This window comes from Microbacterium sp. CCNWLW41 (assembly GCF_037083505.1).
The window spans coordinates 424,341-448,612 of record NZ_JBAOJP010000001.1 but is presented as its reverse complement, the minus strand read 5'-3'; the positions used below and the strand labels follow the sequence as shown (position 1 = coordinate 448,612).

The 24,272-nt window shown below is 72.0% G+C and carries 20 protein-coding genes; 8 read left to right on the top strand and 12 right to left on the bottom strand.

What is annotated here, in order from left to right; translation table 11 throughout:
• The first annotated feature begins 16 nt into the window (after positions 1-16).
• The 5 genes from V6R91_RS01870 (at position 17) to V6R91_RS01850 (ending at position 6,110) form a co-directional block, all read left to right on the top strand.
• Complete coding sequence (locus V6R91_RS01870; protein WP_336393895.1) at positions 17-1,021, top strand: DNA topoisomerase IB; 1,005 nt, start codon at positions 17-19, stop codon at positions 1,019-1,021.
• 4 nt (positions 1,022-1,025) lie between these two features.
• On the top strand, positions 1,026-1,439 hold the full coding sequence (locus tag V6R91_RS01865; protein ID WP_336393894.1) for a CrcB family protein: 414 nt from the start codon (positions 1,026-1,028) through the stop codon (positions 1,437-1,439).
• Entirely contained in the window at positions 1,436-1,807 is a 372-nt protein-coding gene (locus tag V6R91_RS01860; RefSeq protein WP_336393893.1) for a fluoride efflux transporter FluC, read from the top strand. The genes V6R91_RS01865 and V6R91_RS01860 overlap by 4 nt, the downstream gene beginning before the upstream one ends.
• A 168-nt stretch (positions 1,808-1,975) precedes the next feature.
• Positions 1,976-5,815, top strand: a complete 3,840-nt coding sequence (locus tag V6R91_RS01855) for an efflux RND transporter permease subunit (RefSeq protein ID WP_442928085.1) — start codon at positions 1,976-1,978, stop codon at positions 5,813-5,815.
• 67 nt (positions 5,816-5,882) lie between these two features.
• Positions 5,883-6,110 (top strand): RNA-binding S4 domain-containing protein, encoded by a 228-nt coding sequence (locus V6R91_RS01850; protein WP_336393892.1) that lies wholly within the window; start codon positions 5,883-5,885, stop codon positions 6,108-6,110.
• Positions 6,111-6,209: 99 nt separating this feature from the next.
• Here the strand turns inward: V6R91_RS01850 and V6R91_RS01845 are convergent, their stop codons facing one another.
• The 7 genes from V6R91_RS01845 to V6R91_RS01815 form a co-directional block, all read right to left on the bottom strand.
• Positions 6,210-8,372: an alpha/beta hydrolase-fold protein gene (locus tag V6R91_RS01845; RefSeq protein ID WP_336393891.1), complete on the bottom strand. Its 2,163-nt coding sequence runs from the start codon at positions 8,370-8,372 to the stop codon at positions 6,210-6,212.
• 301 nt (positions 8,373-8,673) lie between these two features.
• Positions 8,674-9,714 (bottom strand): serine hydrolase domain-containing protein, encoded by a 1,041-nt coding sequence (locus V6R91_RS01840; RefSeq protein WP_336393890.1) that lies wholly within the window; start codon positions 9,712-9,714, stop codon positions 8,674-8,676.
• Positions 9,715-9,777: 63 nt separating this feature from the next.
• Complete coding sequence (locus V6R91_RS01835; protein WP_336393889.1) at positions 9,778-10,449, bottom strand: VOC family protein; 672 nt, start codon at positions 10,447-10,449, stop codon at positions 9,778-9,780.
• 44 nt (positions 10,450-10,493) lie between these two features.
• Entirely contained in the window at positions 10,494-11,210 is a 717-nt protein-coding gene (locus V6R91_RS01830; protein WP_336393888.1) for a glycosyltransferase, read from the bottom strand.
• A complete protein-coding gene (locus tag V6R91_RS01825; protein WP_336393887.1) occupies positions 11,207-12,589 on the bottom strand; it encodes a bifunctional PIG-L family deacetylase/class I SAM-dependent methyltransferase in 1,383 nt (460 codons plus the stop codon). The genes V6R91_RS01830 and V6R91_RS01825 overlap by 4 nt, the downstream gene beginning before the upstream one ends.
• Positions 12,589-13,728, bottom strand: coding sequence for an acyl-CoA dehydrogenase (locus V6R91_RS01820; protein ID WP_336393886.1), 1,140 nt, complete (start codon positions 13,726-13,728; stop codon positions 12,589-12,591). Before V6R91_RS01820 ends, V6R91_RS01825 begins: the two co-directional genes overlap by 1 nt.
• 110 nt (positions 13,729-13,838) lie before the next feature.
• Positions 13,839-14,018 (bottom strand): hypothetical protein, encoded by a 180-nt coding sequence (locus V6R91_RS01815; protein ID WP_336393885.1) that lies wholly within the window; start codon positions 14,016-14,018, stop codon positions 13,839-13,841.
• Between the two features lie 149 nt (positions 14,019-14,167).
• Between V6R91_RS01815 and V6R91_RS01810 the strand changes: the two genes are divergently transcribed.
• Positions 14,168-14,512 (top strand): CU044_2847 family protein, encoded by a 345-nt coding sequence (locus V6R91_RS01810; RefSeq protein ID WP_336393884.1) that lies wholly within the window; start codon positions 14,168-14,170, stop codon positions 14,510-14,512.
• Positions 14,513-14,545: 33 nt separating this feature from the next.
• Here the strand turns inward: V6R91_RS01810 and V6R91_RS01805 are convergent, their stop codons facing one another.
• Both V6R91_RS01805 and V6R91_RS01800 read right to left on the bottom strand, forming a co-directional pair.
• The gene (locus V6R91_RS01805; RefSeq protein WP_336393883.1) at positions 14,546-16,279 is read right to left on the bottom strand and encodes a CHAT domain-containing protein; all 1,734 of its coding nucleotides are present in this window, start codon (positions 16,277-16,279) and stop codon (positions 14,546-14,548) included.
• 41 nt (positions 16,280-16,320) lie between these two features.
• Positions 16,321-17,403: a DUF998 domain-containing protein gene (locus V6R91_RS01800; RefSeq protein ID WP_336393882.1), complete on the bottom strand. Its 1,083-nt coding sequence runs from the start codon at positions 17,401-17,403 to the stop codon at positions 16,321-16,323.
• A gap of 133 nt (positions 17,404-17,536) precedes the next feature.
• Here V6R91_RS01800 and V6R91_RS01795 point away from each other — a divergent pair, with 133 nt between their 5' ends.
• Complete coding sequence (locus V6R91_RS01795; protein WP_336393881.1) at positions 17,537-18,796, top strand: LCP family protein; 1,260 nt, start codon at positions 17,537-17,539, stop codon at positions 18,794-18,796.
• Positions 18,797-18,920: 124 nt separating this feature from the next.
• Here V6R91_RS01795 and V6R91_RS01790 read toward each other — a convergent pair whose 3' ends face one another.
• On the bottom strand, positions 18,921-19,427 hold the full coding sequence (locus tag V6R91_RS01790; protein ID WP_442928084.1) for an antibiotic biosynthesis monooxygenase: 507 nt from the start codon (positions 19,425-19,427) through the stop codon (positions 18,921-18,923).
• A gap of 1,182 nt (positions 19,428-20,609) precedes the next feature.
• Here V6R91_RS01790 and V6R91_RS01785 point away from each other — a divergent pair.
• On the top strand, positions 20,610-22,247 hold the full coding sequence (locus V6R91_RS01785; RefSeq protein WP_336393880.1) for a DEAD/DEAH box helicase: 1,638 nt from the start codon (positions 20,610-20,612) through the stop codon (positions 22,245-22,247).
• A 30-nt stretch (positions 22,248-22,277) separates the two neighbouring features.
• Here V6R91_RS01785 and V6R91_RS01780 read toward each other — a convergent pair whose 3' ends face one another.
• The gene (locus tag V6R91_RS01780; RefSeq protein ID WP_336393879.1) at positions 22,278-23,546 is read right to left on the bottom strand and encodes a glycosyltransferase; all 1,269 of its coding nucleotides are present in this window, start codon (positions 23,544-23,546) and stop codon (positions 22,278-22,280) included.
• Positions 23,547-23,604: 58 nt separating this feature from the next.
• Positions 23,605-24,267: a TetR/AcrR family transcriptional regulator gene (locus V6R91_RS01775; protein WP_336393878.1), complete on the bottom strand. Its 663-nt coding sequence runs from the start codon at positions 24,265-24,267 to the stop codon at positions 23,605-23,607.
• Between the last annotated feature and the right edge of the window lie 5 nt (positions 24,268-24,272).

Below are 24,272 nucleotides of genomic sequence, written 5' to 3'. Positions count from 1 at the left end.
GAGGGAGACTGAGCACATGCCGAAGCTCACGCGTGTGCGCCCCTTCCACGACCCCGGCTTCCGGCGTCTGCGAGCCGGGTCGGGCTTCCGGTATCTCGACGCGAAGGGCCGCACGCCCGGGCAGCGGCACCTGGAGCGGATCCGGGCGCTGGTCATCCCGCCGGCCTGGCAGGACGTCTGGATCAGCGTCCGCGACGACGGCCACATCCAGGCGGTGGGGACCGACGACGCCGGGCGCCGGCAGTACATCTATCACCCCGCCTGGACGGCCGGCCGCGACCGGGGCAAGTTCGCCCGCGCTCTCGCGCTCGCCGAGGCGCTGCCCCGCGCCCGCGCACGCGTCACCACCTCGATCCGCCGGGACGACCTCGATCGCGAGCGGGTGCTCGCCGTCGCCTTCCGGCTGCTCGACAACGCCGCACCCCGCATCGGATCCGAGCGCTACCTCGCGCAGAACGGCAGCCGGGGGCTCACGACCCTGCATCGACGGGATGCCTCCGTCGAGGGCACCGTCGTCACCCTCACGTTCCCGGGCAAGAGCGGCAAGCTGCAGTACCTCGAGATCGACGACGCCGACCTGGCGGCGGCGATCGAGCTGCTCGTGCCCGGGCGCCCGCGCTCACCGCTGCTGGCGTTCAACCGCGCCGGGCGCCGCGTGCCGCTCACCCCCGCCGAGGTCAACGCCTACGTGCGGTCGCTCACCGGCGGCAAGTTCACCGCCAAGGACTTCCGCACGCTCCGCGGCACGATCCTCGCCGCCGAAGCGCTCGCGCACATCGGCACCGTCGACACCAAGACCGACCTCAAGCGCGCCGAGGTGCTCGCGGTGCGCGCCACCGCGGAGGCCCTCGGCAACACCCCGGCGGTCGCCCGCGGGTCGTACATCGATCCCCGCGTCTTCGTCCGCTACCGCGAGGGCAACCTCCTGGACCTGTCCAAGACGCCCGAGTCGGCGATCCGGTCGCTGCTGCGCCCGGTCCGCAGCGATACCGAGCCGGAGGACGTCGCTGAAGTAGCGTGAGTGGATGCCCCAGCCCGTCGATGTCCGCGTGCTCGCGGTCACCGTGGCGGGCGGGGCGGTCGGCGTGCTGGCCCGGGCCGCGATCGTCCTGCCGGTCGGCGACCCCGCCGCCGTGCCGTGGGTGACGCTCGGCATCAACGCGGCCGGCTCGCTGCTCCTGGGCATCGTCGTCGGATGGCTCGACGGGCGGCGTCCGCTGCTCCGCGGGTTCCTCGGCACGGGCGTGCTCGGCGGGTTCACGACCTACAGCGCATTCGCGGTGGCGACGGCCGCGTGGGCGGCGACGCCGTGGCTCGCTTCGGCGCTGGCCGCGGCATCCGTCACCGCCGGCGTCGTGGCAGCCGTCGTCGGCCTCTTCCTCGGACGCCGGATCGCCGACGCCCCCGGCCGCATCGAGGCACCCGAGGACGCCGAATGAGTCCCCTGCTGCTGGTGGTCGCCGCGGCCGGGGGCGTCGGGGCGGGCCTTCGCTACCTCGTCGACCGCCTCGTCACGCCCGCCGCGGGCGCGCGGTTCCCGGTCGGCATCCTGATCGTCAACGTCTCGGGGTCATTCGCGCTCGGCGTGCTCACGGGGCTCGGCGCGGCGGTGGCGCCCGGGCTGTCGCTCGCCCTCGGTGCGGGGCTGCTGGGCGGGTACACCACCTTCAGCACGGTGTCGGTCGAGACGGTGCTGCTCGCCGAGCGGCGGCGGTGGCGGGATGCCGCGCTCAACCTCTTCGGCACGCTCGCGCTCGCCGCGGTCGCCGCCGGGCTCGGGCTGCTGCTCGGCTCCGCGGCGGCGTGACCCGTCGACCGGCACTCAGGGCGCTCACATGAGAGCTGCATGAAATACTGACACCCGATACATCTTCGTATCGTGCCGGCTCCTGCCGCCGGATCGAGTGCGGTTCCGCGCGAAACGGGGACCGTATCGAGATCATCCGTCGCACCACTTCACCCAGCGAAGGCACCTGTGTCCAACCTCGCCGTCCTGAGCCTCAAGAACCGCGCGCTCATCGCGCTGATCACGATCGTCGCCGCCATCTTCGGCGGCCTGGCGCTGACGAATCTCAAGCAGGAGCTCATCCCCTCGATCGAGTTCCCCGCCCTCATCGTGGTGTCGACCTACCCGGGCGCGTCGCCCGAGGTCGTGAGCAACGACGTCTCGGTGCCGATCGAAAACGCCATCCAGGGCGTGCCGGGGCTCGAGACCTCGACGGCGACCAGCACCACCAACGCCTCGATCGTGCAGGCGTCCTTCACCTACGGCACGGATCTCGCCACCGCCGAGCAGAAGATGACGCAGGCGATCAACCGCATCAAGAGCCAGCTTCCCGAGAGCGTCGAGCCGAACGTCATCTCGGCGAGCATCGACGACTTCCCCGTCATCCAGCTGGCCGTGACCGGCTACGACGACGAGGAGGCGATCCAGTCGCAGCTGGAGGCATCCGTCATCCCCGACCTCGAGGACGTGGCGGGCGTGAACGCGGCGCAGATCGTCGGCGGCGTCGGCCAGCGGATCACCATCACGCCCGACCAGGCGGCGCTCGCGGCCGCCGGGTTCACGCAGCAGGCGATCAGCGACGCGCTCGAGCAGAACGGCGTGCTGTTCCCCGGCGGCGAGATCACCGAGGGCGACGAGACGCTCACCGTGCAGACGGGCGCCAAGATCACGACGGTCGACGAGATCGCGGCGCTGCCGCTGGTGCCGTCGACGCCGGAACAGGCGCTGGCGGGGGCGACGACGATCGCAGACGTCGCGACGGTCGCCGAGGAGGCCGACCCGGTCACGACGGTCTCGCGCGTGAACGGCGAGCCCGCGGTCACGATCGCCGTCACCAAGCTCCCGGCGGCCAACACCGTCGACGTCTCGCGGGGGGTGCTGGCGATCCTGCCCGACCTCGAGGAGTCGCTGGGCGGTGCGCAGTTCACCGTCGTCTTCGACCAGGCGCCGTACATCCAGGAGTCGATCGACACGCTGGCGAAGGAGGGCCTGCTCGGCCTCGTCTTCGCGGTGCTCGTGATCTTCGTCTTCCTGCTGTCGGTGCGCTCGACGCTCGTCGCCGCGATCTCCATCCCCACCAGCGTGCTCATCACGTTCGTGGGCATCCAGGCATTCGGGTACTCGCTGAACATCCTCACGCTCGGCGCGCTCACGATCGCCATCGGACGCGTCGTGGACGACTCGATCGTCGTCATCGAGAACATCAAGCGCCACTACGTCGGCGACGCCGACAAGCGCAGGGCGATCCTCCGCGGCGTGCGCGAGGTCGCCTCGGCCATCACGGCGTCGACGATCACGACCGTCGCGGTGTTCCTGCCCATCGCCTTCGTCGGCGACGTCACCGGCGAGCTCTTCCGCCCCTTCGCGCTGACCGTCACCATCGCAATGACCGCGTCGCTGTTCGTCGCGCTCACGATCGTGCCGGTGCTGGCGTACTGGTTCCTCAAGCCCGGCAAGCCGATCCTCGACGAGCGCGGCGTCGCGATCGACCCGGAGGACCCTGCGGCGCCGCCCAGCCGCCTGCAGAAGTCGTACCTGCCGATCCTGCGCTGGACGCTGAAGCACTCGTGGGTGACGCTGGGACTCGCGCTGCTCGTGCTCGCCGCGACGATCGCCGCGGCGCCCTTCATGAAGACGAACTTCCTGGGCGACTCCGGCCAGAACACGTTCACCATGACGCAGGAGATCGGCCCGGCGCCCTCGCTCGAGGCCGAGAGCGCGGCCGCCGAGGAGGTCGAGGAGGTGCTCCTCGGCATCGAGGGCGTCGAGACCGTCCAGGTGTCGATCGGCTCCAGCGGCTCGGCGCTGCGCGACGCCTTCTCGGGCGGCGGCAGCGGCATCACCTACTCGATCACCACCGACCCCGGTGTCGACCAGGTCGCCCTGCGCGAAGAGGTGCAGGCGGCGGTCGCCGATCTCGACGACGCCGGCGAGATCACCGTCTCGACGGCGGGCGGCGGGTTCGGATCGAGCGACATCGAGATCGATGTGACGGCGCCCGACGCCGACACGCTGCAGACGGCGACGGATGCCGTCGTCGAGGCCGTCGACGCAGCCGAAGGCGTCGGCCAGGTCTCGAGCAACCTCTCGGCGTCGCTGCCGTACATCGCCGTGACGGTGGACCGCGAGCGGGCCGCCGAGCTGGGCCTCTCGGAGGTCGCCGTCGGCGCGCTGGTGTCGAACACGATGCAGCCGCAGTCGATCGGCTCGGTCGAGATCGACGGCACGTCGCTGACCGTGTACCTCGCGGCGTCCGAGACGCCCGCGTCGCTGGACGAGCTGCGTCAGCTCCAGGTGCCGAGCGCCACCGGACCCATCCCCCTCGAGGAGGTGGCGACCGTCGAAGAGAGCGAAGGCCCGACCTCCATCACGACCGAAGGCGGCCGGCGCACCTCGACGGTGACGGTGACGCCGTCGACCGACGACCTCGCGAGCGCCTCGGCCGCGGTCACGACCGCGCTGGAAGACGCCGACCTGCCGGCATCCGCCGACGCATCCCTCGGCGGCGTGGTGACGCAGCAGCAGGACGCCTTCACGCAGCTCGGCCTGGCGCTTCTGGCCGCGATCCTCATCGTCTACATCGTGATGGTCGCGACGTTCAAGTCGCTGCGCCAGCCGCTGCTGCTGCTGATCTCGGTGCCGTTCGCGGCGACCGGCGCCATCCTGCTGCAGATCATCACGGGTGTGCCGCTCGGGGTCGCATCGCTCATCGGCGTGCTGATGCTCATCGGCATCGTCGTCACGAACGCGATCGTGCTCGTCGATCTCGTCAACCAGTACCGCGAGAAGGGGCTGTCGGCCCACGACGCCACGATCGCCGGCGGCTCGCGCCGTCTGCGGCCGATCCTCATGACCGCGCTCGCGACGATCTTCGCCCTCACTCCGATGGCCCTCGGCATCACCGGCCAGGGCGGTTTCATCTCGCAGCCGCTCGCGATCGTCGTGATCGGCGGCCTGGTGTCGTCGACGGTGCTGACGCTCCTCGTGCTGCCCACGCTCTACAACCTCGTCGAGGGCGCGAAGGAACGGCGGGCCGAGCGCCGCCGCGGACGTGACGGCGGTCCCGGGCCGGACGGCGAGGGTCCCGCCGGCGGCACGGATGCCGCGGCGGTGCCGGCGCTCGTCGGCGCGGGCGCTGCGGCGGGCGAGGCCGATGGCAGCGCCGAGATGGCCGCGGGTGAGAGCGCTGCCGGAGCCGGTGCCGCTGCCGCCGCCGCGGCGGCATTCGAGACGCGACGCCAGCGCCGTCTGCGCGAGTCCGCGGGCGCGGTGTCGACCGATACCTCGGAGATCGCGGTGCCCGTCATCGAGGAAGGGCCCGACATCGAGGTGTCGGATGCCACGCCGGCGCCCGCCGGTGCGGCACACGACGTGGAGCCCGCGCAGGCGAACGTCGAGCCGGTGGACGTGGAGCCGGTGGACGTGGAGCCGGTGGACGTGGATACCGCGGATGCCGGTGAGCCGGTGGACGTGGAGCCTGCGGATGCCGCTGAGCCGGCGAATGCCGGTGAGCCCGGGGATGCCGGGGCCGACGGCGAGGGCGAGGTGCCGGTGATCGAGCAGGGTCCCGACATCGAGGTGTCGGAGTCGGCTGCTGCGCCGGCGGAGGCGACGCCGAGTTCGGACGAGACCGGCGAGGCCGAGGCATCCGACGATGTCCCCGCGGAGCCTGCCGCGGCGCCGGACGAGGAGGCGGACACCGCGACTGCGGAGACCTCAGCGCCGCTCGAGCGCGAGAACGAGACCGGGGACGCGCATGATCCGGACCGGCGCGAAGACGACGGGGATCGCACCCGCGGCGACGGCTGAGTCGCGGGTCCGACCGGGCGACCGCCCCGGTTGAAGAGCCGGCGGGAGCAGCGGCTACGATTCGGGGATGACCAACCCGGCTCGCATCGACGACGTCTCGATCGGCGGGGAGGCGATCCGTCTCGGGCAGTTCCTGAAGTTCGCCGGGCTCCTCGACTCCGGAGGAGAGGTGAAGGAGGCGATCATCGACGGCGCCGTGACGGTGAACGGCGAGGTCGACCGACGCAGGGGGCGCCAGCTCCGCCTCGGTGACGTCGTCGGCTACGAGGGCCGCCGGGTTCGCGTCTGCGCGTGAAGTCCGATCCGCCTGCTGTGCGAAGCCGGTGACCCGTGAGGGCGAGAATGCGGTTCTCGCCCTCACGGGCCGTCGTGTCACCCGATCGAGCCCGAGGCGTCAGCCCTGGAACAGGCGCGGCAGCAGGTCGATCAACGACTTCTGCCACACGTCCCAGCTGTGCGGGCCGGGGATGATCGGTGCGAACTCATGCTCGACACCGCGGTTGGTCATGCTGCTGATCAGGCTCAGCGTCGCTCCATAGGTGAAGTCCTGGACGTCACCGGAGTAGATGCGCAGCAGCTTGGTGCCTTCGTTGATCGCTGCGACGTCGGCGCCGGCGGGAACGCTGCCGAACGCCGACATCCCGCTGATGTACGCGAACTCACCCGGGTGCGCCCACAGCGTGGTGAGAGTCGCACCGGAGCCCATCGACAGTCCCGCGAGGGCCCGGTCTTCACCCTCGCTGCTGACGTTGTACTGGGCCTCGGCTGCCACGGTGATGCGCTGCGTGATCTCGTTGGGGAAGTTCACGCCGTTGCCGTTGGCCATGACGACCACCATCGGCACGATGTTGCCCTTGGCGTAGTGGTTGTCCAGGATCTGGGCGGCGAAGCCGACCTCGATCCAGTCCGTCCACGTCTGTCCGCCGCCGTGCTGGAGGTAGAACACCGGGTAGGGCTCTTCACGCTCGGCGTCGTAGCCCGGGGGCGTCCACACGTACGCGGAGCGCTCGGGGTTGCCGTTCGCCGTGCTCGTGTAGCTCATGACCTCGACGTTGCCGCGCAGCTCGGGCGCGACCGGGGTCGTGTACTCGCCGCGCAGCGTCTCGTCACCGGGCACCTGGAACGTGCTCCAGTTGGGCTCGGAGAACACCGTCGTCGGGTTCGTCTCGTCCTTGTGGTCGACACCTTCGACCACGAACTTGTAGTAGTACGAGCCCGCCTCGACCGGCATCGTCAGGCGCCAGCGGCCGTCGTCCTGCTTGGTCATGGGCGTGCGCGGCCAGCTGCCGGCAGGGCCGAAGTTGCCCCACACCGTCACGTTGTTCGCGTCGGCGAACTCCGTCCCGGTCTCGAAGGTCACGACGCCGTTCTCGTCGATCCACGGCGTCGGAGTGGTGCCCGGGGCCGGGAGCGAGTGCGGCTCGAGCGGGAGGTGGCCTTCACTCGGACCGGTGTCGCCCGGGGCCTGGAACACCCGCTGCGCGAAGTCGTGCAGGTTCTTCTGCCAGGTGTCCCAGGTGCCGCCGGTCTCGGGGTCGGAGCCGTCCGACTGGAACTCGACGCCCGCGGCACCGAGCTTGTCGGCGAGGGCCACCGTCGGGTTGTAGTTCGGGTCGGTGACGTTCCCGACGTACAGGCGGATGAGGTCGGTCGCGTCGTTGATCTGCCGCGCCTTGCCCTTGCCCACGTTCTGCTCGAGGTCACCCGAGAAGGAGCCCACGTTCGAGAACTCGCCCGTGGCGCTGACCAGGAGGCTGAGAGCCTGCTCGGCGCCACGCCCGATACCGGCGATCGCGCGGTCATCGGCGTCGCCCGAGATGTTGAACGCCCCCTCCGCAGCCGGGAGCAGGTTCTTGACCACCTCACCGCGGATCTCATCCGTCTCGCCGTCGCCCATCACGACGACCATCGGCTCGGCGTCCCCGTCGACCGTCAGATTGTCGAGGATCTGCTTCAGCCGCCCGAGCTCGACCCATTCGCGATAGCTCTGACCCTCGTCCTGGAGGAGGTAGAGCACCGGGTACGGCTCCGCGCGGTTCTCGTCGTAACCCGGGGGCGTCCACACGAGGGCCGACCGCTCGGCGCCCGCGACGGAGCTGTCGTAGCTGAGCTCCTCGAGACTCCCGCCCGCGGGTTCGTCCGCGAGCCACTCGGCGCCCGGGCCGTCGACGAACAGCGTGTTCCACGTCGGCTTCGACGTCACCTCCTGAGCGCTGGCGGGGTTGCGGAACGCAATGGCGTCCTCACCCCACGACGGTCGTGCCGAGTACTGGTAGTAGTACAGACCCGGCTCGAGCGGGCCGATGGTCGAGGTCCAGTTGCCTCCGCCGGACCCCATGTTCAGGGTCGTCCAGGTCTTGCCCGGCGCGAAGTTGCCTTCGACCGCCACCACCGAGCCCGCGATGCCGGTCGCCGGCTGAATCGCCGAGTTGGGAACCGTGAACCGGTAGACGTCTGGGACGACGTTGTCGATCTCGGCGACCCACGGGTCTTCGGCGGCGGCGGCCGGCTGCGCCGTGAGGAGGGTAGACACTCCCAACGCGGCCGCAGTGGCCATCGCCACCCACACACGACGGGAGCGCTTCTCAGAGCCCCGCCCTTGATCTGTCCACATCACCTTTGATTTCCTCTCGTGTGACCTCCCGCATGGCGTCATGCGGGAGCCTTGCCCGCCGGGAGGGATGAACCGCCGGCGGAGCGGCGACGAAGCTCCGCGTGTGCGGTTTACAACGTCGTAAATTCCCTACCCGCCCATCGTGATGTCCCGGGCAAGTGAAGGTCAAGAGAAATTTGCAACGTTGTACAGAAGTGCCTCCGATACCTCCCGAGCCGATCCCTGTTGTTCGGACTCGGGCGCGCTAGTTCTCGTCGGGGAACCTGCCCCGGACGGTTCCGTCCATGGCATCGGCGAGGGCGTAGATCACCGGCCAGGCGCCCTCCGAGCTGTTGCCCAGCACCGTCACCGTCGTGCGGGTCTCCGGGATGTGCGTGGAGCGGAACGACGCGCCGGCGTCGTAGCCTTCGAGGATCAGCGACGAATTGCGGCGGCCCAGCCACAGCCCCATCCCGTACCGCTTGTGCTCCGACGGCACATCGAGGCGAGGACGGGTCATCTCGGCGAGCGTGTCAGGCGTCACGATCCTGCCGTCCAGGAGTGCGTTCCAGAATCGGTGCAGGTCATCGGCGGTGAAGTACATGCCGCCGTCGCCGTTGCCGCGTACCGGGAGGTGCAGCACGTTGGTGCGGTCGCCCTCCCCGTCCAGGTAGCCGAGCGCGGCATCGCCCGGGAGGTCGTCGGAGCGGAGGAAGGCGGAGCCGGTGAGCCCCGCCCGGTCGCAGACTTCCGTGTGGACCAGGTCGTGGAAGCCGCGGCCGCTGACGCGCTCGGCGAGAAGCGCGAGCACCACGTAGCCGCCGTTGCAGTAGGAGAAGCGCTCGCCGGGCGGGAACTTCTGCGGGAAGCCGTCGAGGGCGGGGAGGAACCCCTCCGTCTCGGCGAGCAGATGCAGCGGCAGGGAGAAGATGTAGTCGTCGATCTCTCCGTCGCCCTCCTCGTCGAGGTAGTCGCCGATACCGGAGGTGTGCGTGAGGAGGTGCTCGACGGTGACCCTGTCGTCGATCAGCGGCAGGTCGTCACCGAGCAGGGGACGTACGGGATCGGCGAGGCCGAGCATGCCGTCCTCGACGAGTCGCATGATCACGAGCGCGGTGAAGCCCTTGCTTCCGCTCGCGGCCGAGATGCGGGTGCTCGGCGTGTTGCGCACCCCGAGCGCGCGGTGCGCGAATCCCTCGCAGCGCTCGAGCGTGCGGGTGTCTCCCTCATCGATCGTGAGCACACCGGTGAACGACTCCGCTGCGATGGCGGCGTCAAGCGCCTCGGTGGTCAGGGGAACGCTCATGGTCGGGCCTCCGAAGCCTTGAGGGACGACTGTGCCCAACGTAGCCCCCGCCGCGTCGTCGTGTCAGCGAGGTGCGTCAGCCCAGGCGGCGATGTCCACGCCGTGGTTGTCGGGCGAGGCGAGCGACCACCACGCCGGAGCGTGGGTGTCGTCGGCCAGTCTCCCTCCGGCGGCGAGGGCGGCGTCCACTCGCGCCTGCGCCTGGTCGGCGGGCACATAGACGTCGAAGTGCGTGCGGCCTCGCGCCGCGACGTCGCCGGCGATCGGGTTGAAGGCGAGCTGGGGTCCGCGGCGCAGCGGGTCGACGGCATCCGTGTCGCCCCACGCGGAGTAGCCCAGCGCGGCCAGGAAGAACGGACGGACGTCGGCCCGTGAGTTCTGGGCGACGTATACGCCGATGGATTGCACGCGCGAGGGTTCGGCGGCCAGCCGGAGCTCCGCGGCCGCCTCGGATACCTCCGCCGCGAACGCGATCGCCGCCGCGGGGATGCCGTCGTCGTCTGCCGGGATGCGCACGACGACCCCTTCCGGGCGCAGGTCGACGTCCGGGTGGACCCCGTACCGTTCGGCGGCGGCGACGATCGGCGCGATGAGCTCCGCTGCCTGTGAGAACGACGCGGCGGTGAAGACGGCCTCGGGACCGAAAGGCGTGACCGGCCAATCCGCCGTCTTCTTCGCCCGGCGGAAGTCGGTGGTGGAGATCCGTTCCGATGGGCCTGTCGGCGATTCGTCCATGACAGCTCCTTCACTGTTGTTCCGGTTCCGGTCGACGCGACCGTCTATTCCGAGGCGTCGCGTGCGAGATCTGTCGCCTGCTGGCGCAGGTACCCGGCATACCCACCGGGCGTCCGGCCGGTCAGGCGGCCGGACGTGATGACCTCGGCCTCGTCGCTGGCGACGATACGCGCGTCGCGGTTGCGGCACCGCGTGACGAGGTCCACGTCCTCGTGCTCACCGAGCGGCGCGAACCCGCCGGCGTCGAGATAGGTGCGCGCGCTCAGCCCGAGGTTCGCGCCGTGGACGTGCCCGTTGGGTCGGCCGCGCGTGTGGGTGCGCAGCCAGAGGGCGCGCTGCGCGACCGACAGGTCATCGAAGTCGGGTCGTACGGTGCCGACGCACAGGTCCGCGATCCGCGAGATCTCGCGGAAGTGCGTGAGCCACCCTGCGGGCACCCGCGAATCGGCGTCGGTGCTGGCGATCCACACCCGCTCGAGCGGGACGCCCGCGAGCGCCTTCAACGCGTGGGCGATGCCGGCGGCGCGGGCGGCGCCCACCCGGCCGGCGGTCGAGACGAGCGTGGGGAACGCGAACTGCGCGGCGACGTCGGCGGAGGCATCCGTGCACCGATCCAGCACGATGCGCACCTCGGTCCTGATGCCGGCCGCCGACCCGCGGTCGACGGCGACGGCGAGGGCCGACAGGGATGCCTCGAGCAGCAGCTCTTCGTCGCGGACCGGGACGACCACGACCATGACGTCGGCCTGCCGGCGGCTCATACGAGCCCCTCGGCCTCGGCCACCGAGCGCGCGGGACGCCGGGCGAAGACCTCCAGCACGAAGTCGCGCTCCTCGTGGCGGACGATCGCGTCCCACGCCGCGACGCGATGGAGCGCCTCGTGCACGTCGTCGCCCGCCTGCGGATACGCGGCGACCGGGTGACGCCAGTGACAGGCGACCAGCCGGCCGTCGTCGGCGAGCGACCCCTCGATCAGCGCGATCGTGCGCTGCAGGTCCGACGGAGAGAGGTAGTAGCCGACCTCTGACAGGACGATCGTGTCGAAACGGCCCTCCGGCCAGTCCGCCGGGACGCTACCGCGGCGGAGCGACACCCGCGCACCGTCGCCGAGGCGGGCGCGGGCCGTCTGGAGGGCGGCGGCCGCGGCATCCATCGCGATCACGTGTCTCGCGCGGTCGGCGAGCTCGCGGGTGAGCATGCCGGTGGAGCAGCCGATCTCGAAGACGTCGCCCAGCTGGGCGGTCGGCAGCGTCGCCATCAGCACCGCCCGCTTGCGCCGCTCGTACCACCGCGACTCGAATCCCCACGGGTCGTCGCCGTTGCGCCGGTAGAAGTCGTCGAACCAGCGGGCGTCGAGACTCTCCTGGGGCTGCTCGAAGGCGCCCGGTTCGACCACGAAGAGCTCGACGTCGCGGTCGAAGTGCTCCAGCATGCCGGCGTGCAGGAGCACCTCGTCGCCGGGCAGATCGGACAGCGGCGCCGTCTGGGTGGTGTGCGACGCCAGTGCCTGCCGCTTCGCGCGGCGCTCGCCGTCGTCGAGGGCGAGTGCGACCAGCCGTTCCCAGGGCACGTCCGCCGGTGTGCCCCAGTGCCACGCCCACACCGGATACCCGAGCAGCGTGAATCCGCGACGGGCGGCGATCGCCGCGGTGACCTCGGCGGCGATCCGGTGGTCGCGGTGGCGGTCCTTCGCCCACGGAGCGGCGACGACCACCCGATGCGGGTCCACGGCCGGCACCTCGTCGAGGACGGCGCCGAGGCGCTCGCCGAGTTCGCCCTCGACCCGGTCGAGGCCGCCGTCCGGCAGGCCGAGGAAGGTGACCTCGGCGTCGGGCGCCAGCAGCCCGACGGCCCGGCCCACCTCCTCGCGGCGTAAGCGCGCGAGCGTCGCCTGGTCGTGCGTGGGGGATTCCGGGTGGGATGCCTCGCCGTCGGTCGCGATCACCACGACGATCCGCGCTCCCCGCCGGGCGGCGCGGGCGAGGAGCCCACCCGCGCCGAGGGTCTCGTCGTCGGGATGCGCGGCGACCACGACGAGCTGCTCGAACGAATCGTCGAGTCGACGGAACGTGCGGCGCGCCAGCTCGTCGCGCCAGACCGACTCGGCGGTGCCGTCGTCGAGGTGGCTGAACGGCGCCATCAGTCGCGCTCGCCCTCGATCGCGAGGCGTCCCAGCCGTGCGGCATCCCGCAGCCCGTGGTGCTGCCGGAGGTACAGGTGGAGGTCGGCCACCCTGCGTGCGTATGCGGCATCCGACACCAGCGGGACCGGGCCGAGGGCCGAATCGGCCTCGGCGAGAACGGTGGTCGCGGCGCCGACGACGGTCGTGCGGACGCGCTCGGCCAGCAGCCGGGGGTCCGTGACGGACCCGCCGTCGATCAGGGCGGCTGCCTCCCGCAGCGCGGCGCGGGCGCCCCAGAGCGCGGCATCCGCTCGCCCGAGGTGGACGAGGGCGATCTGGTCGGCGCGCTCCGACGACGCCGCCGCGCGAACGGCGTCGGCGATCCCGCGCGCACCGCCCCACCAGCAGGCGGCGACCGACATCCCGCCCCACGCGAAACCCGGGCGCGAGAGGTACCAGCCGGCGGCGCCGACCGGGACCGCGCGGGCCCCGTCGAAGTCGACGGGCGCGCTGACGATGTCGGGCAGGCCGCGCGCCACCCAAGGTCCTTCGTGCGGGTGCACCTCCGGCTCGCGCAGCGCGACCGTGAACAGACGGCGCTCCTCGCCGACGAAGGCCGTCACCAGGGCGTGGGACAGGTGCGCCGCGAGGGAGCACCACGGCTTGGTGCCGGTGAGCCGCCACCCCGAGGACGTCTCGCCCGCGTCCACGCGCATTCCCGGCCCTTCCGCCGCGAAGACGCCCCACGACGAGGACTCATCCACCCCGATATCCCGGACCCGCCACGGATCGGCGTCGGAGGCGAGATCGGTGCCGGCCTGCCGAAGGATGCTCAGCGCATCGAGGTGGGGTTCCAGGACGCGGGCCGCTGCGACATCGCGCGCCGCGGTCGCCGCGAGGAGGTCCCACAGCTCCGTCGTGCGTCCGTCGCCCGCGGCGGGGGCCTCACGTCCGACCCGCACGCACCAGTCGATGGTGGCCGGGATGTCGCGCCCGAGGTCCGGGATGCTCACCGCCTCGGCGAGGGCCTCTGCGCACCACCGGTCGCGGGGGAGGCCTGGCGCGATGAGTGACCGACGCTCACGTTCGTCGCCGGCCGTCAGCGTCTGCTCATCCGGCGAGGGGTCGCGGAGGACCGGATCAGTCGTTCGTCCCACGATCGTGCGAACCTCCCAGGTGCGGCGGGGCCTCCTCGGAGCGTACGACGCGACGCCCGGCGCACGGCGGTCTTGACAACCGTCGCCCTATGTCGCCGTGCGGTCGGCCCTCAGTCGCCGTCAGCGTCCGCGCCGCCCGCCTCCGCGGCGGACACCTCGCGGTCCTCGAGGATGTAGGCCGTCGACGTGCTCGTCGCATCACCGGCACGCAGGTTCGCTTCCTCGAGCGCGCGCTCGATCGCGAGGTCGACCTCGCCTCCGGGCTCGAGATCCCGATCGGTGTTCGCCATGACTCCTCCTCGTGCCGGCTGGGCCCAACTGTAACGCCGCTCGGGGAACCGTTGCTGGACCCGGCGCCCTGCCCGTTGCACCGCGTCGCCGCCTGCGGGAGACTCCCACCACGGCAGGCGAGCCGGCCGCCGGGGGAGGCGCGGGTGCCATGGTCACGCAGCTTGTCGAGTTCCCGTTGGGCGACGGCGGCTCCATCGTCGTCGCCTCGAACGCTCCCGAGACGGATGCCCCGCCCGGCCCCGTCTTCCGTGGCGGCGGTCGCACCGAGGCCGTCGTCACCCGGGCGAGCGAGTCGTTCGAGAGCGTGGTGCAGCGAGCACAGCCGGCCGCCGTCGCCGTCCTCGACGCCGTGCGGTCCGGCCCGAATCCGCCGACCGAGGTGAGGGTCGAGTTCGGGCTGCAGCTGTCGGCCGACCTCGGCGCCGTCATCGCGTCGACCGCGGTGCAGGCGAACTTCACCGTCACCCTCACGTGGCGTCGCGACGCGGACTGACGCCCGGGGGATGGCCGCGGCGTCCGGTCCGTCCTATTGGTTGAGCGTGACGAACGCGGCGAACTCGCCGCTGTTGTCGGCCAGGTCGGTGTCGTTGATCCCGAGCATGAGGTCGCCCTGCGCCGGGCACTCGTAGGTGGTGCCCGCGCCGACGGCGAAGACCTCGGGCGTGGTGCTGAGCGTGCCGATGACGGCGCCGGTGCCCGCCTCGGCGAGGACGCGCGTGTCGGTGGATGCGTCGTCGACGAGGCCCTCCGGCCCGATCTGCGACTCGGCCGTCTCGTCGAGCCAACCGCGCCCGGTCACCTCGATGACGAACTCGTCGCCGAGGAGGCAGTACAGGCCCGTGTCGACCCACTCGATGTCGAGCGGGACGGCGAGGCGGGCGGTGCTGGCGGAGCCCCCGGTTCCGCCCTCGTCGGTGCCGGCGGTGCCGCCGCCGCCCTCGGCCATCGTCGTCGCGGCGTAGATCGCCGCGCCCGCGGCGATCGCGAGGGCCGCGGCGGCGCCGCCGATCGCCCATCGTCGCAAGGCGGACGCCCCGCGGGCGGATTCGGCGTCGGGCACGGCATCCCGCTGCGTGTCCGTTCCCGAGCCGGCCGTCGGGGAGGCGTCGTCGTCAGGCGGGGTGGGCGAGCGCGGCTCCGGCGGCGGGCCGGCCGCCGGGCCGACGAGATCGAACAGGTGGCCGTCGCCTCGCAGGTACAGCACCGGTGTGACCCACTCGAGCGTCCCGCGTCCGCCGCCGAGGATGCCGATCCGGCCGCTGCGGACGGCCTCGTCGACGCCGCGGTCATGGGCCAGGGCCGTGTAGAACCCGCGCGCGAACGCGAGCGCCGCGGGATCGCTGATCGGGAACTGCATCGCGGCGACCGCACGGATGCCGCTGCGCGCGAGAGCGGCCGCGGTGCCCGAGAACAGGTCGGTGGGTCCGCTGGCCCCGGACTGACACGAGTTGAGCACCACCAGCGGTGGTGTCGGCTCGGCCTCGTCGAGCAGATCGGCGAGGGCGGAGGCCGTGACGTAGTCCGGCCGCCCGTCGCGTCCCACGAACGCCAGCACCCCCTCATCCGTCGCGCTGTCGTACGTCCCATGGCCGACGAAGTGGAGGACGTGCCAGGCGGATTCGAGCAGCTTCGCGTGCAGCGCGTCCCACGTGACCTCGTCGAGCCAGTGCAGCTCGACGCGGCCGTCCTCGAGGTGAGCGCGCAGCGCCTCCTCGAGCCGTGAGCGCTCGAGGTCCACATCCAGGGCGACGAGACCCCGCGGCGACGAGATCATGCCGAGCACCCGGAGCGGCCGCGTCACCTGCAGAGCGGGGACGTGCGGCGAGGGAACGTTGCGCACCAGCGGATCCTTGCGGCACAGATAGCGCTCGGTGACGGGGTCGTACAGCGTCTCCCACGGCAGCGCGGCCAGTCCCGGAGCGGTCAGCCGCAGCGAGACCTGCACGCTGAGACCGCGTTCCGAGGCGACCGCCATGCTGGTGCGGTACGCGGTGGCGACGTCACCGGTGAACGCCGCGTCGAAGAGGCGGCGGCCGACGTCCTGGACGATCGCCTCGCTGTCCGCCATCACCCGGCGGGCCGGCACCGCCGACGCCAGGACGCTCGCCTCCAGCAGCGGCCGGCGGTCGAGGAGCTCGTCCACGTCGAGCCGGAAGCTCGCGGTCGGCTCACCCCCGCCGACGGAGTGGAGCACACGGGTGACGTACGAGCCCGGCTCCGAACCGGGCCCGATCTCCAGTTCCATGACGGACGCGTCCATTGCGGACATTGTCCCGCCGCGCAGCGCCCGGCGACAGGGCGTCAGTCCTGCCGACCGGCGACGCCGAGGAAGCGGATGAAGACGGCGATCCAGCCGAAGACCAGCGCGAAGACGATGATCTCGAAGGCGGTGAGTGAGAAGAACCCGATGGCCGGGATGAAGAGGATCACCGATGCCGCCATCGCGGCCAGGAACGCCCATGAGGCCACGAAGTAGGTGCGCGGCATCCCTCGGAAGAATCTGGGGCCCCCGATCAGCAGCACGAGGAACATCGCCGCCATGCCCGAGGCCGAGATGTTGTGCAGCGCGAGATTCACGTCGACGGGAAACACGCCGACGCACGCGAGCATGATGCCCATGATCACGAAGAGCACCGGCACGGTCCGCGGCGCGCGGGGGTTCTCGAGGACCCCCGCCGCCGCGAGTGCGCGCATGTCGTTGGCGATGTAGACCGCGAACGTCGTCACGAGCAGGCCCGCCGCGATCAGGGTGCCGTTGAAGACCCAGCTCGACAGGTCGTCCTCGAAGGTGCCGAGGTGGCTGAAGTGGATCGTCCACCAGCGCGGATCGGGGGTCGTCACCATCGCGGTGAGCGTGCCGATCGCGATGAACGCCAACAGCAGCGTCGACATGCGCTGGGTGGTCATCGCCGACACCGACAGGAAGACGACCCAGGTCGTGAGGCCGAGGGTCACGGACATCAGCACCACGGCCCAGAAGGTGACGATCGGCAGCCCGATGAAGCCCATCGCGAGCACGCGGTACAGCGCGTACACGGCGACGAACGCGAGGGCCGCATGCACGATCACGACCGAGACCGTGTTCACGATGAACTTCCACGACGGCAGGGACTGCCGCCACTCCTGTCCGGGCCGGTGGCGCGCACGCCAGTACTCGGCCGTCGATGCGACGGCGGCGACGACTGTCGCGCCGGCCGCCGCCCAGACGGCGAACGAGTCCGCCTGCCCGGCCAGCTGAAGATCGGGAGCGAACATGCCGACCAAGAAGCCGTAGACGGCGCCGACCACTCCCGCGCCGAGGGCGGCGTAGACGGCCTCGGATTCCGCCCGGCGACCGGGCGTGGGTGCTGCGGCATCACGCGGCGAGGTGTTCACGGTGCTCACGAGGTCAGGGTACGACCGGCACGGGTCGCGTGGGTCGCCCGGCGCGTCAAGATTCGGTGACGGTTCTCCCTGCCCGCGCGCAGCGGTGGGAGGATGACAGGATCGCAAGGGCGCGGGGGAAGGGGTGATCCCGTTGTCGCGTTGGGGGGCTTCGAAGCGGCGGACAGTCGCGCGTCACGCACCGCTGACCTCGCCGACCCCCCTGGGCCAGGCGCTGACCATCGCGGGCGTCACGGCGACGGCGCTCCTCGTCGCCGGCGGAGCCGTCGTCGCATACTTCCTCTACGACCTCAGCGCGAGCTTCGCCGAGGACGCCGTGGTCCTGCAGGACCAGACGCCGCTGCCGCCGCCCGAGATGGGCCCCATCGAGGGGCCGTTCGACCTGCTCGTCGTCGGCACGGACGAATGCGAGCCCGAGCTCGTCGCCGCGATCGGGCCGCGGTGCACCGGGCCGGACTCGATGAACGAGCTCAACGACGTGAACGTGCTCGTCCACGTCTCGGACGACCCGCGACGGGTGACGGTGGTGTCGTTCCCGCGCGATCTCATGACGCCCGTCCCGTCGTGCACACAAGCGGACGGCTCGACGACCGACGAGATCCCCAAGCTGCAGATCAACACGGTGTACCGCCTGGGCGGGCTCGCGTGCGTGACGAAGACCGTGTCGAACCTGACGCAGCAGAACATCCAGTTCGCCGCGAAGGTCAGCTTCGGCGGCGTCGTGGCGATCACCTCCGCCATCGGCGGGGTCGAGGTCTGCATCGGCAACGACGGGATGCGCGACCCGTTCACCGGGATCGACTGGCCGCCGGGGCCGCGGACCATCGCGGGCTTCGAGGCGCTGCAGTTCCTGCGCACGCGGCACGGCGTGGGCGATCAGAGCGACCTGGCGCGCATCGGCAACCAGCAGCAGTACATGTCGCGCCTGGTGCGGAAGCTGACGAGCGAGGAGGTCCTCGCGAACCCGGCCACGCTGTTCCGGCTCGCCGCCACCGCCGCCGACAACATCACGCCGACCGAGTCGCTCGCGGACCCGTTGCGCATCGTGCAACTCGCGCTCGCGGGCAAGGACGTGCCCCTGGATCAGGTCGTGTTCGTGCAGTACCCGGTGCTGGAGGACCCCTACGATCGCAACCGGGTCGTCCCCGACCACGCTGCGGCGCAGGGACTGTGGGACGCCCTGGCGGCCAACCGGCCCCTCCAGGTGTCAGGCGACGCCGGGTCGAACGGCGGCGTGATCGAGGTCGCCCCGCCCGAGACGACCGACCCGTCGCCGAGCCCCAGCACCGGCGTCACGAGCGCGCCCGACCCGGTCGAGGAGCCCGTCGTCCTCTCCGAGAACATCACCGGGTCGACGGCCGAGCAGGCGACCTGCTCGGCGAGCAATCGCTGAGCCGGGGGCCTCAGGCGCCCCGCTGCAGCCAGGGGCGCAGCATCCGTGTCACCCACGGGAGCACCGCGTACGTCATCACCGGCGTCAGCAGCAGCGTCGCCAGTAGCACGCGCAGGATCAGCGGCTACTCCGTGAAGCCCGGGACGAAGCCGAGGAGCCACGACGCGAGGAGGTTCGTGGGGAAGAAGCCGAGCCAGATCGTGACCGCCTGCTTCCAGCGCGGAGGAGCGGCCGGGATGGGCTGCTGCACCGGACCGGTGGCCGGTGACGAGGGACGATCCGGATGCCGGGGCTCGACGTGCGTGGCGAACGGAGCGTCGAACCACCCCTCGATGCCGGTGCGGCGCTCGACCCTGACCTCGCTCGCGAAGGCACGGCCGGAGTCGAGCCACCATGAGCGCTGCGGGGAGTCCTCCCACCCCTCGAGGGTCGGGATGTCGCGGAACCGGTACAGCATGTACCAGAGGTCGCTGGCCTCGCCGGCGCGGACCCAGCCCGACCCGAGGAAGCCAGGGAAGCCCGCGGCGAGATCGGTGCCGGCCTGCATCCAGCTCGTGGCCTCGACGGTGCGGGAAGGGTCGATGCGTCGTTCGATCGCGACGGTGATGGGGTGGGCCACGGGTTCTGCCATGGCATCCATTCTCGGGGCGCTCCGGCCGGAGGCCTCACCTGCTCGGCCGCCGGCGCGGGCGTCACCCGGTGGGCCAGGGCGCGCGGCAGCGAGAGGAGCCAGACGCCCATCGAGACGAAGGCGACGAACTCGAAGAGCGCGAGCGTGATGAAGCCCGCGGCGAGCACGACCATGCCGGCCGCGAGCAGGCCCACGCAGAAGACGGTGGCCCGGCGGAATCGCCGGCTGCGTCCGGGGATCGCCAGGCCCGTGGCCACCGTCGCGAGGAACGACAGGCCGAGCCCGCTCGCGATGACGTCGTGCACCACTGCGCTCACCGGGATCGGCACGAGGCCGACGGCGGTGAGGTGGAGCCCCGCGGAGACCACCGAGCCGCGGAACGCGCGCGCTGCGCGGCGGCCGATGCCGGCCGGCAGGGCGAGGGAGAGGAACACGCCGTAGGCGGCGAGGAAGAACCCCGAGAAGATCACGATCGAGTTGAAGGTGCGTCCCGACAGGTCGGAATGGGTGCCGAGCTGCGAGAAGTGGAGGTGCCACCACGTCGCGTCGCTGGTCGTCAGAACGGACACCAGCACGCCGACGGGGAGCGACAGCACGGCCAGCTTGCCGACGCGGTGCGCGATGAGCGCGGTCTCTGCGGCCGGGCGCGCGCTCCGCAGCGCGGCCGGCGCGGTCGTCGAGACGATCGACGGCGTGGCGCTCGTCCGGCGGGTCGTCGTGCTGACGGCGGGCACGACGATGTCACGCCGCGTCGCCTGCACCGGCGCCGTGTCCGCCGCGACATGTGAGAGAGTGGCGGTGGCCGCCGACATCACGGCGCCGTCCTGGTCCGGTGGGGCACTTGGTGCATCGCAAAGGGTCGTGGGAGACATTCGAGACTCACGATCGGTTCGGTGCGTGAGCCCGGTGCCGGTCGTCCCCCCATAGAATCCCCGGTCCGGGGCCCATCGGTATACGACGACTACTCCCCAGGAACAGCCCTCCCAGGCTGTTGAGCGGCAAGCCGCCTGTGGTAACACTAACCTGCCGAGCCCGGCAAGCGCTGACCAGAACTTGCGCCGATCCCCCGGAAGGCGGTATCGGAGGGGTCGCCGGACGGCCGCGAGTACGCTGGGCGCACCCCGCCCACCCCGCGCCGACGGCGCTGCGGGTGCCCGCCGAAACCGCACAGTAAGGAACCGGATGCCCAAGAACAAGAAGCCCGGCGGGGGGCGTGCGGCCAAGAACTTCGACCCGCGCTACAACCCGAAGTACCGCGCCGGCGGATCGCGTGACGGCGACGACGCGAAGCGGCGTCCCGGTGAATCGTCGACGGGGAAGCCCGGCAGCCGCAGCCCGGGGCACCGCGGCCACCGCGACGACGCCGGGCCGGCGCCCGCGAAGCGTCGCTGGACGGAGCAGGAGCGGGCGGGGCGCGACGAGGCGCGCTCCATCCGGAGCCACTCCCGCGATGAGCGAGCGCGCCCCGCAGAGCCGCGACGGGATGCCGCAGCCGGCCGCGACCCGCGCCCCGGCCGTGACACGCGCGCCGGCCGCGATGCGCGCCCCGGCCGCGATGCCGCGCCGCGCCGGGACGCCGGTCGCGCCGATCGGACGACCCGCCAGGACGTGGTGCACGAGCGGCTCGACGCCGCGGCGGTCTCGCCCACCGAGGTCGAAGGCGCCACGTTCGCCGACCTCGGCCTGGGGCAGAACATCGTCAAGGCCATCGGCGAGCTCGGGGCGCGGCATCCGTTCCCCATCCAGGCCGCGACGATCCCCGCGATCCTGGACGGCCGGGACGTGCTCGCGCGCGGGCGCACCGGCTCGGGCAAGACCATCGCCTTCGGTGCGCCGCTCGTCGAGAGCGTGCTGCGCTCGCAGGCCGGGCAGAAGCGCGACTTCGGCCGGCCGCCGCGCGCGCTGGTCCTCGCGCCGACGAGGGAGCTGGCGCTGCAGATCGATGCCACGATCCAGCCGATCGCGCGCAGCGTCGGCCTCTTCACGACGCAGATCTACGGCGGCGTGCCCAAGGCGCGGCAGCTCGGCGCGCTCAAGAAGGGCATCGACATCGTCATCGGCACGCCCGGCCGTATCGAGGACCTCGTCGAGTCCCGCGCCCTCGACCTGTCGCAGGTGCGCGTCGCCGTGCTCGACGAAGCCGATCACATGTGCGAACTGGGCTTCCTCGAGCCGGTGCAGCGCCTGATGCGCCGCACGCCGCGGGAGGCGCAGCGGCTGCTGTTCTCGGCGACGCTGGACGGACAGGTGCAGACGCTCGTGCGCGAGTTCCTCGCCGAGGCCGCCGTGTTCGAGGTGGCGGGCGAGACGCAGCGCTCCGGCACCATCGACCATCGCGTGCTCGTGATCGACCACCGCGACAAGCCCGAGATCCTGCGGTCGCTCGTCGGCGCGGCCGGGAAGGCGCTCGTGTTCACGCGCACCCGCGCGTACGCCGAGATGGTCGCGGCGCAGCTCGACGAGGCCGGCATCCGGGCCCTCGCGCTGCACGGCGATCTCGATCAGGCTCGGCGCACCCGAAACCTCGAGAAGCTCACGTCGGGGCGCATCGACGTGCTGGTGGCGACGGATGTCGCGGCCCGCGGCATCCACGTCGACGACATCGACCTCGTGGTGCAGGCCGATCCGCCGGACGAGTACAAGACGTACCTGCACCGCGCCGGCCGCACCGGCCGCGCCGGGCGCAGCGGCCTCGTCGTCACCCTCGTGACCCGCTCCCGTCGCGCACGGCTCGCCGAGCTGCTCGAGCGCGCCGACATCGACGCGCCGTTCGACGAGGCGCGGCCGGGCGATCCCCTCTTCGACAGCGGGCGCCGCTGACGGCGAGGGGCGCGCCGGCCGCAGGGGCGGTCAGCCGCGCAGCGTGAAGGCCTCGAGCAGCCGAGCGGCTCCGGCGGCTCCGCCGAGCGACCGCAGCTGTGCGCCCACGCGGCTTGCGGCATCCCTCACCGCGGGGTCGGTCGTGACGCGCTCGTAGGCACGCGCGATCTGCCCGGCGGTCGGCGTGCCGGTGCGCAGATCGACGCCTGCTCCCGTCCATGCGACGCGGGCGGCAACCTCCGGCTTGTCGAGATCGCCGCCCGCGACCACGAGCGGGACGCCGTGGCTGAGCGCGGTAAGGGTGCCGCCCCATCCGCCGTTCGTGATCACGACGTCGGTGCGCGGGAGCAGCCGGTCGTAGGGGAGGAATCCCGCGACCCGGGCGTTCCCCGGCACCGGGAACGGCAGCCTGTCGCGTCCGCGCACCCCGGTCGACACCACGATGAGCAGGTTGCGGTGCGCGAGCGCCTCCAGCGCCGGCCGGATGAGGTCGGCCGGATCGATGTTCTGCGTCCCCTGTGTCACGTGCACCACCGTGCGACCGTCGAGGTCGCCCCACCAGCCCGGCAGCGGGCCGGGATCGGATGCCGGCGCCGCGAGCAGTCCCACGAAGTCCAAGTGGCCGGGCCGCGCGCGGGCGAAGTCGAGCAGTGGCGCGCCGCTGGCGAGGATGCGCTCGGGCGAGTACGCCGCTGCCGCGAACGGCGTCGCGTCCGCCGGCAGGCCTACGGCGTCGCGCGCGCGGGCGAGCGGTGCGGCGAGGGGACGCATCAGCAGCGGCGCGACTGCGCGGAGGGCGGCATCCCTCGCGCGCGTGAGGGGATTGCGCCCCGGCGCGACGCCCAGGCCGCTGGGGGCGCCCTGCCGGCTCGGCAGGCTCAGCGGCAGCACGGCGACCGTGGCCCAGGGGCATCCGGTCCGCTCCGCGAAGAGCGCGACGCCGACCGAGGTCTCGTCTGCGACGACGACATCCCACGGCTCCCGGTCCCACTCCGCCTGCAGATCCTCCACCTGCGCGGGGGCCGTGCCGATCATGACGTCCTCGAGGTTCACGAAGACCTGCCTGATGCCCTTCCTGCCCTCCAGTCGCGGGAACGACGCGCGCAGATCGTTCTCGTCGAAGTCCGGAGCGCTGCGCCATGGCACGAGGACCGCGCCGGATGCCGCCACCGCGGACCGGAAGGCCGAGCCGGTGTAGAACCGCACGTCGTGCCCGCGCCCCACGAGCGCGTGCGCGATCGCCCGCAGCGGGGTCACGTGCCCGGTGAACGGCATCGCCGACAGCAGGAAGCGCGCCATCCCGACATCGTCCTCCGCGCATCCGGTCCGCGCCAGGGGCGCGCGGCGCGGATGCGGCTCAGGTCGTGGAGGCTGCGCCGATCGCGTTGACGAGCGCGGGGTCACCGCCGAGCGCCGTCAGCCGGGCGCGGACGGCGACCTCGGCGCGGCGGTACGGCTCATCGCTCGCGTGCAGCAGGGAGCGGGTGTTGGCGGCCTCGAGGAACGACACCAGCTCGAACGTCAGCTGGCGCGCATCGTCGAGCAGCGGCAGCTCGCCGGCGGCCATCGCGTGCTCGATGCTCGCGGTGAGGTATTCCTCCCACTGGCCCGAGGCGGCGATGACGGCGTCCCGCACGGCACCCGGCTTGGCATCGAACTCGACGGACGTCGCCGCGAAGAAGCACCCGCCGCTGAACACGCGGTCGCGCGAGTAGGAGACCCAGTCGGTGAGGAGCGCGCAGACCCGGACGAGCCCGCGCGGTGTCCTGGCACGGGCGGGCGCCACCACCCGATCGATGAAGACCTCTCGCGCCGCCGCGACGACGGCCAGCTGCAGCTGCTCCTTGGACCCGAAGAGCGTGGCGATGCCGCTCTTGCTGTGCCCCGAGGCATCCGCCAGCCGGCCGATCGTGAGGCCGTCGAGACCCTCGACCGTCGCCGTGTCGACCGCGTGTGACAGCACGGCACGCCGCGACTCGTCGCCGCGCAGGCGGCGGCGGTCGACGGGGGGTTGTGCCATGCCTC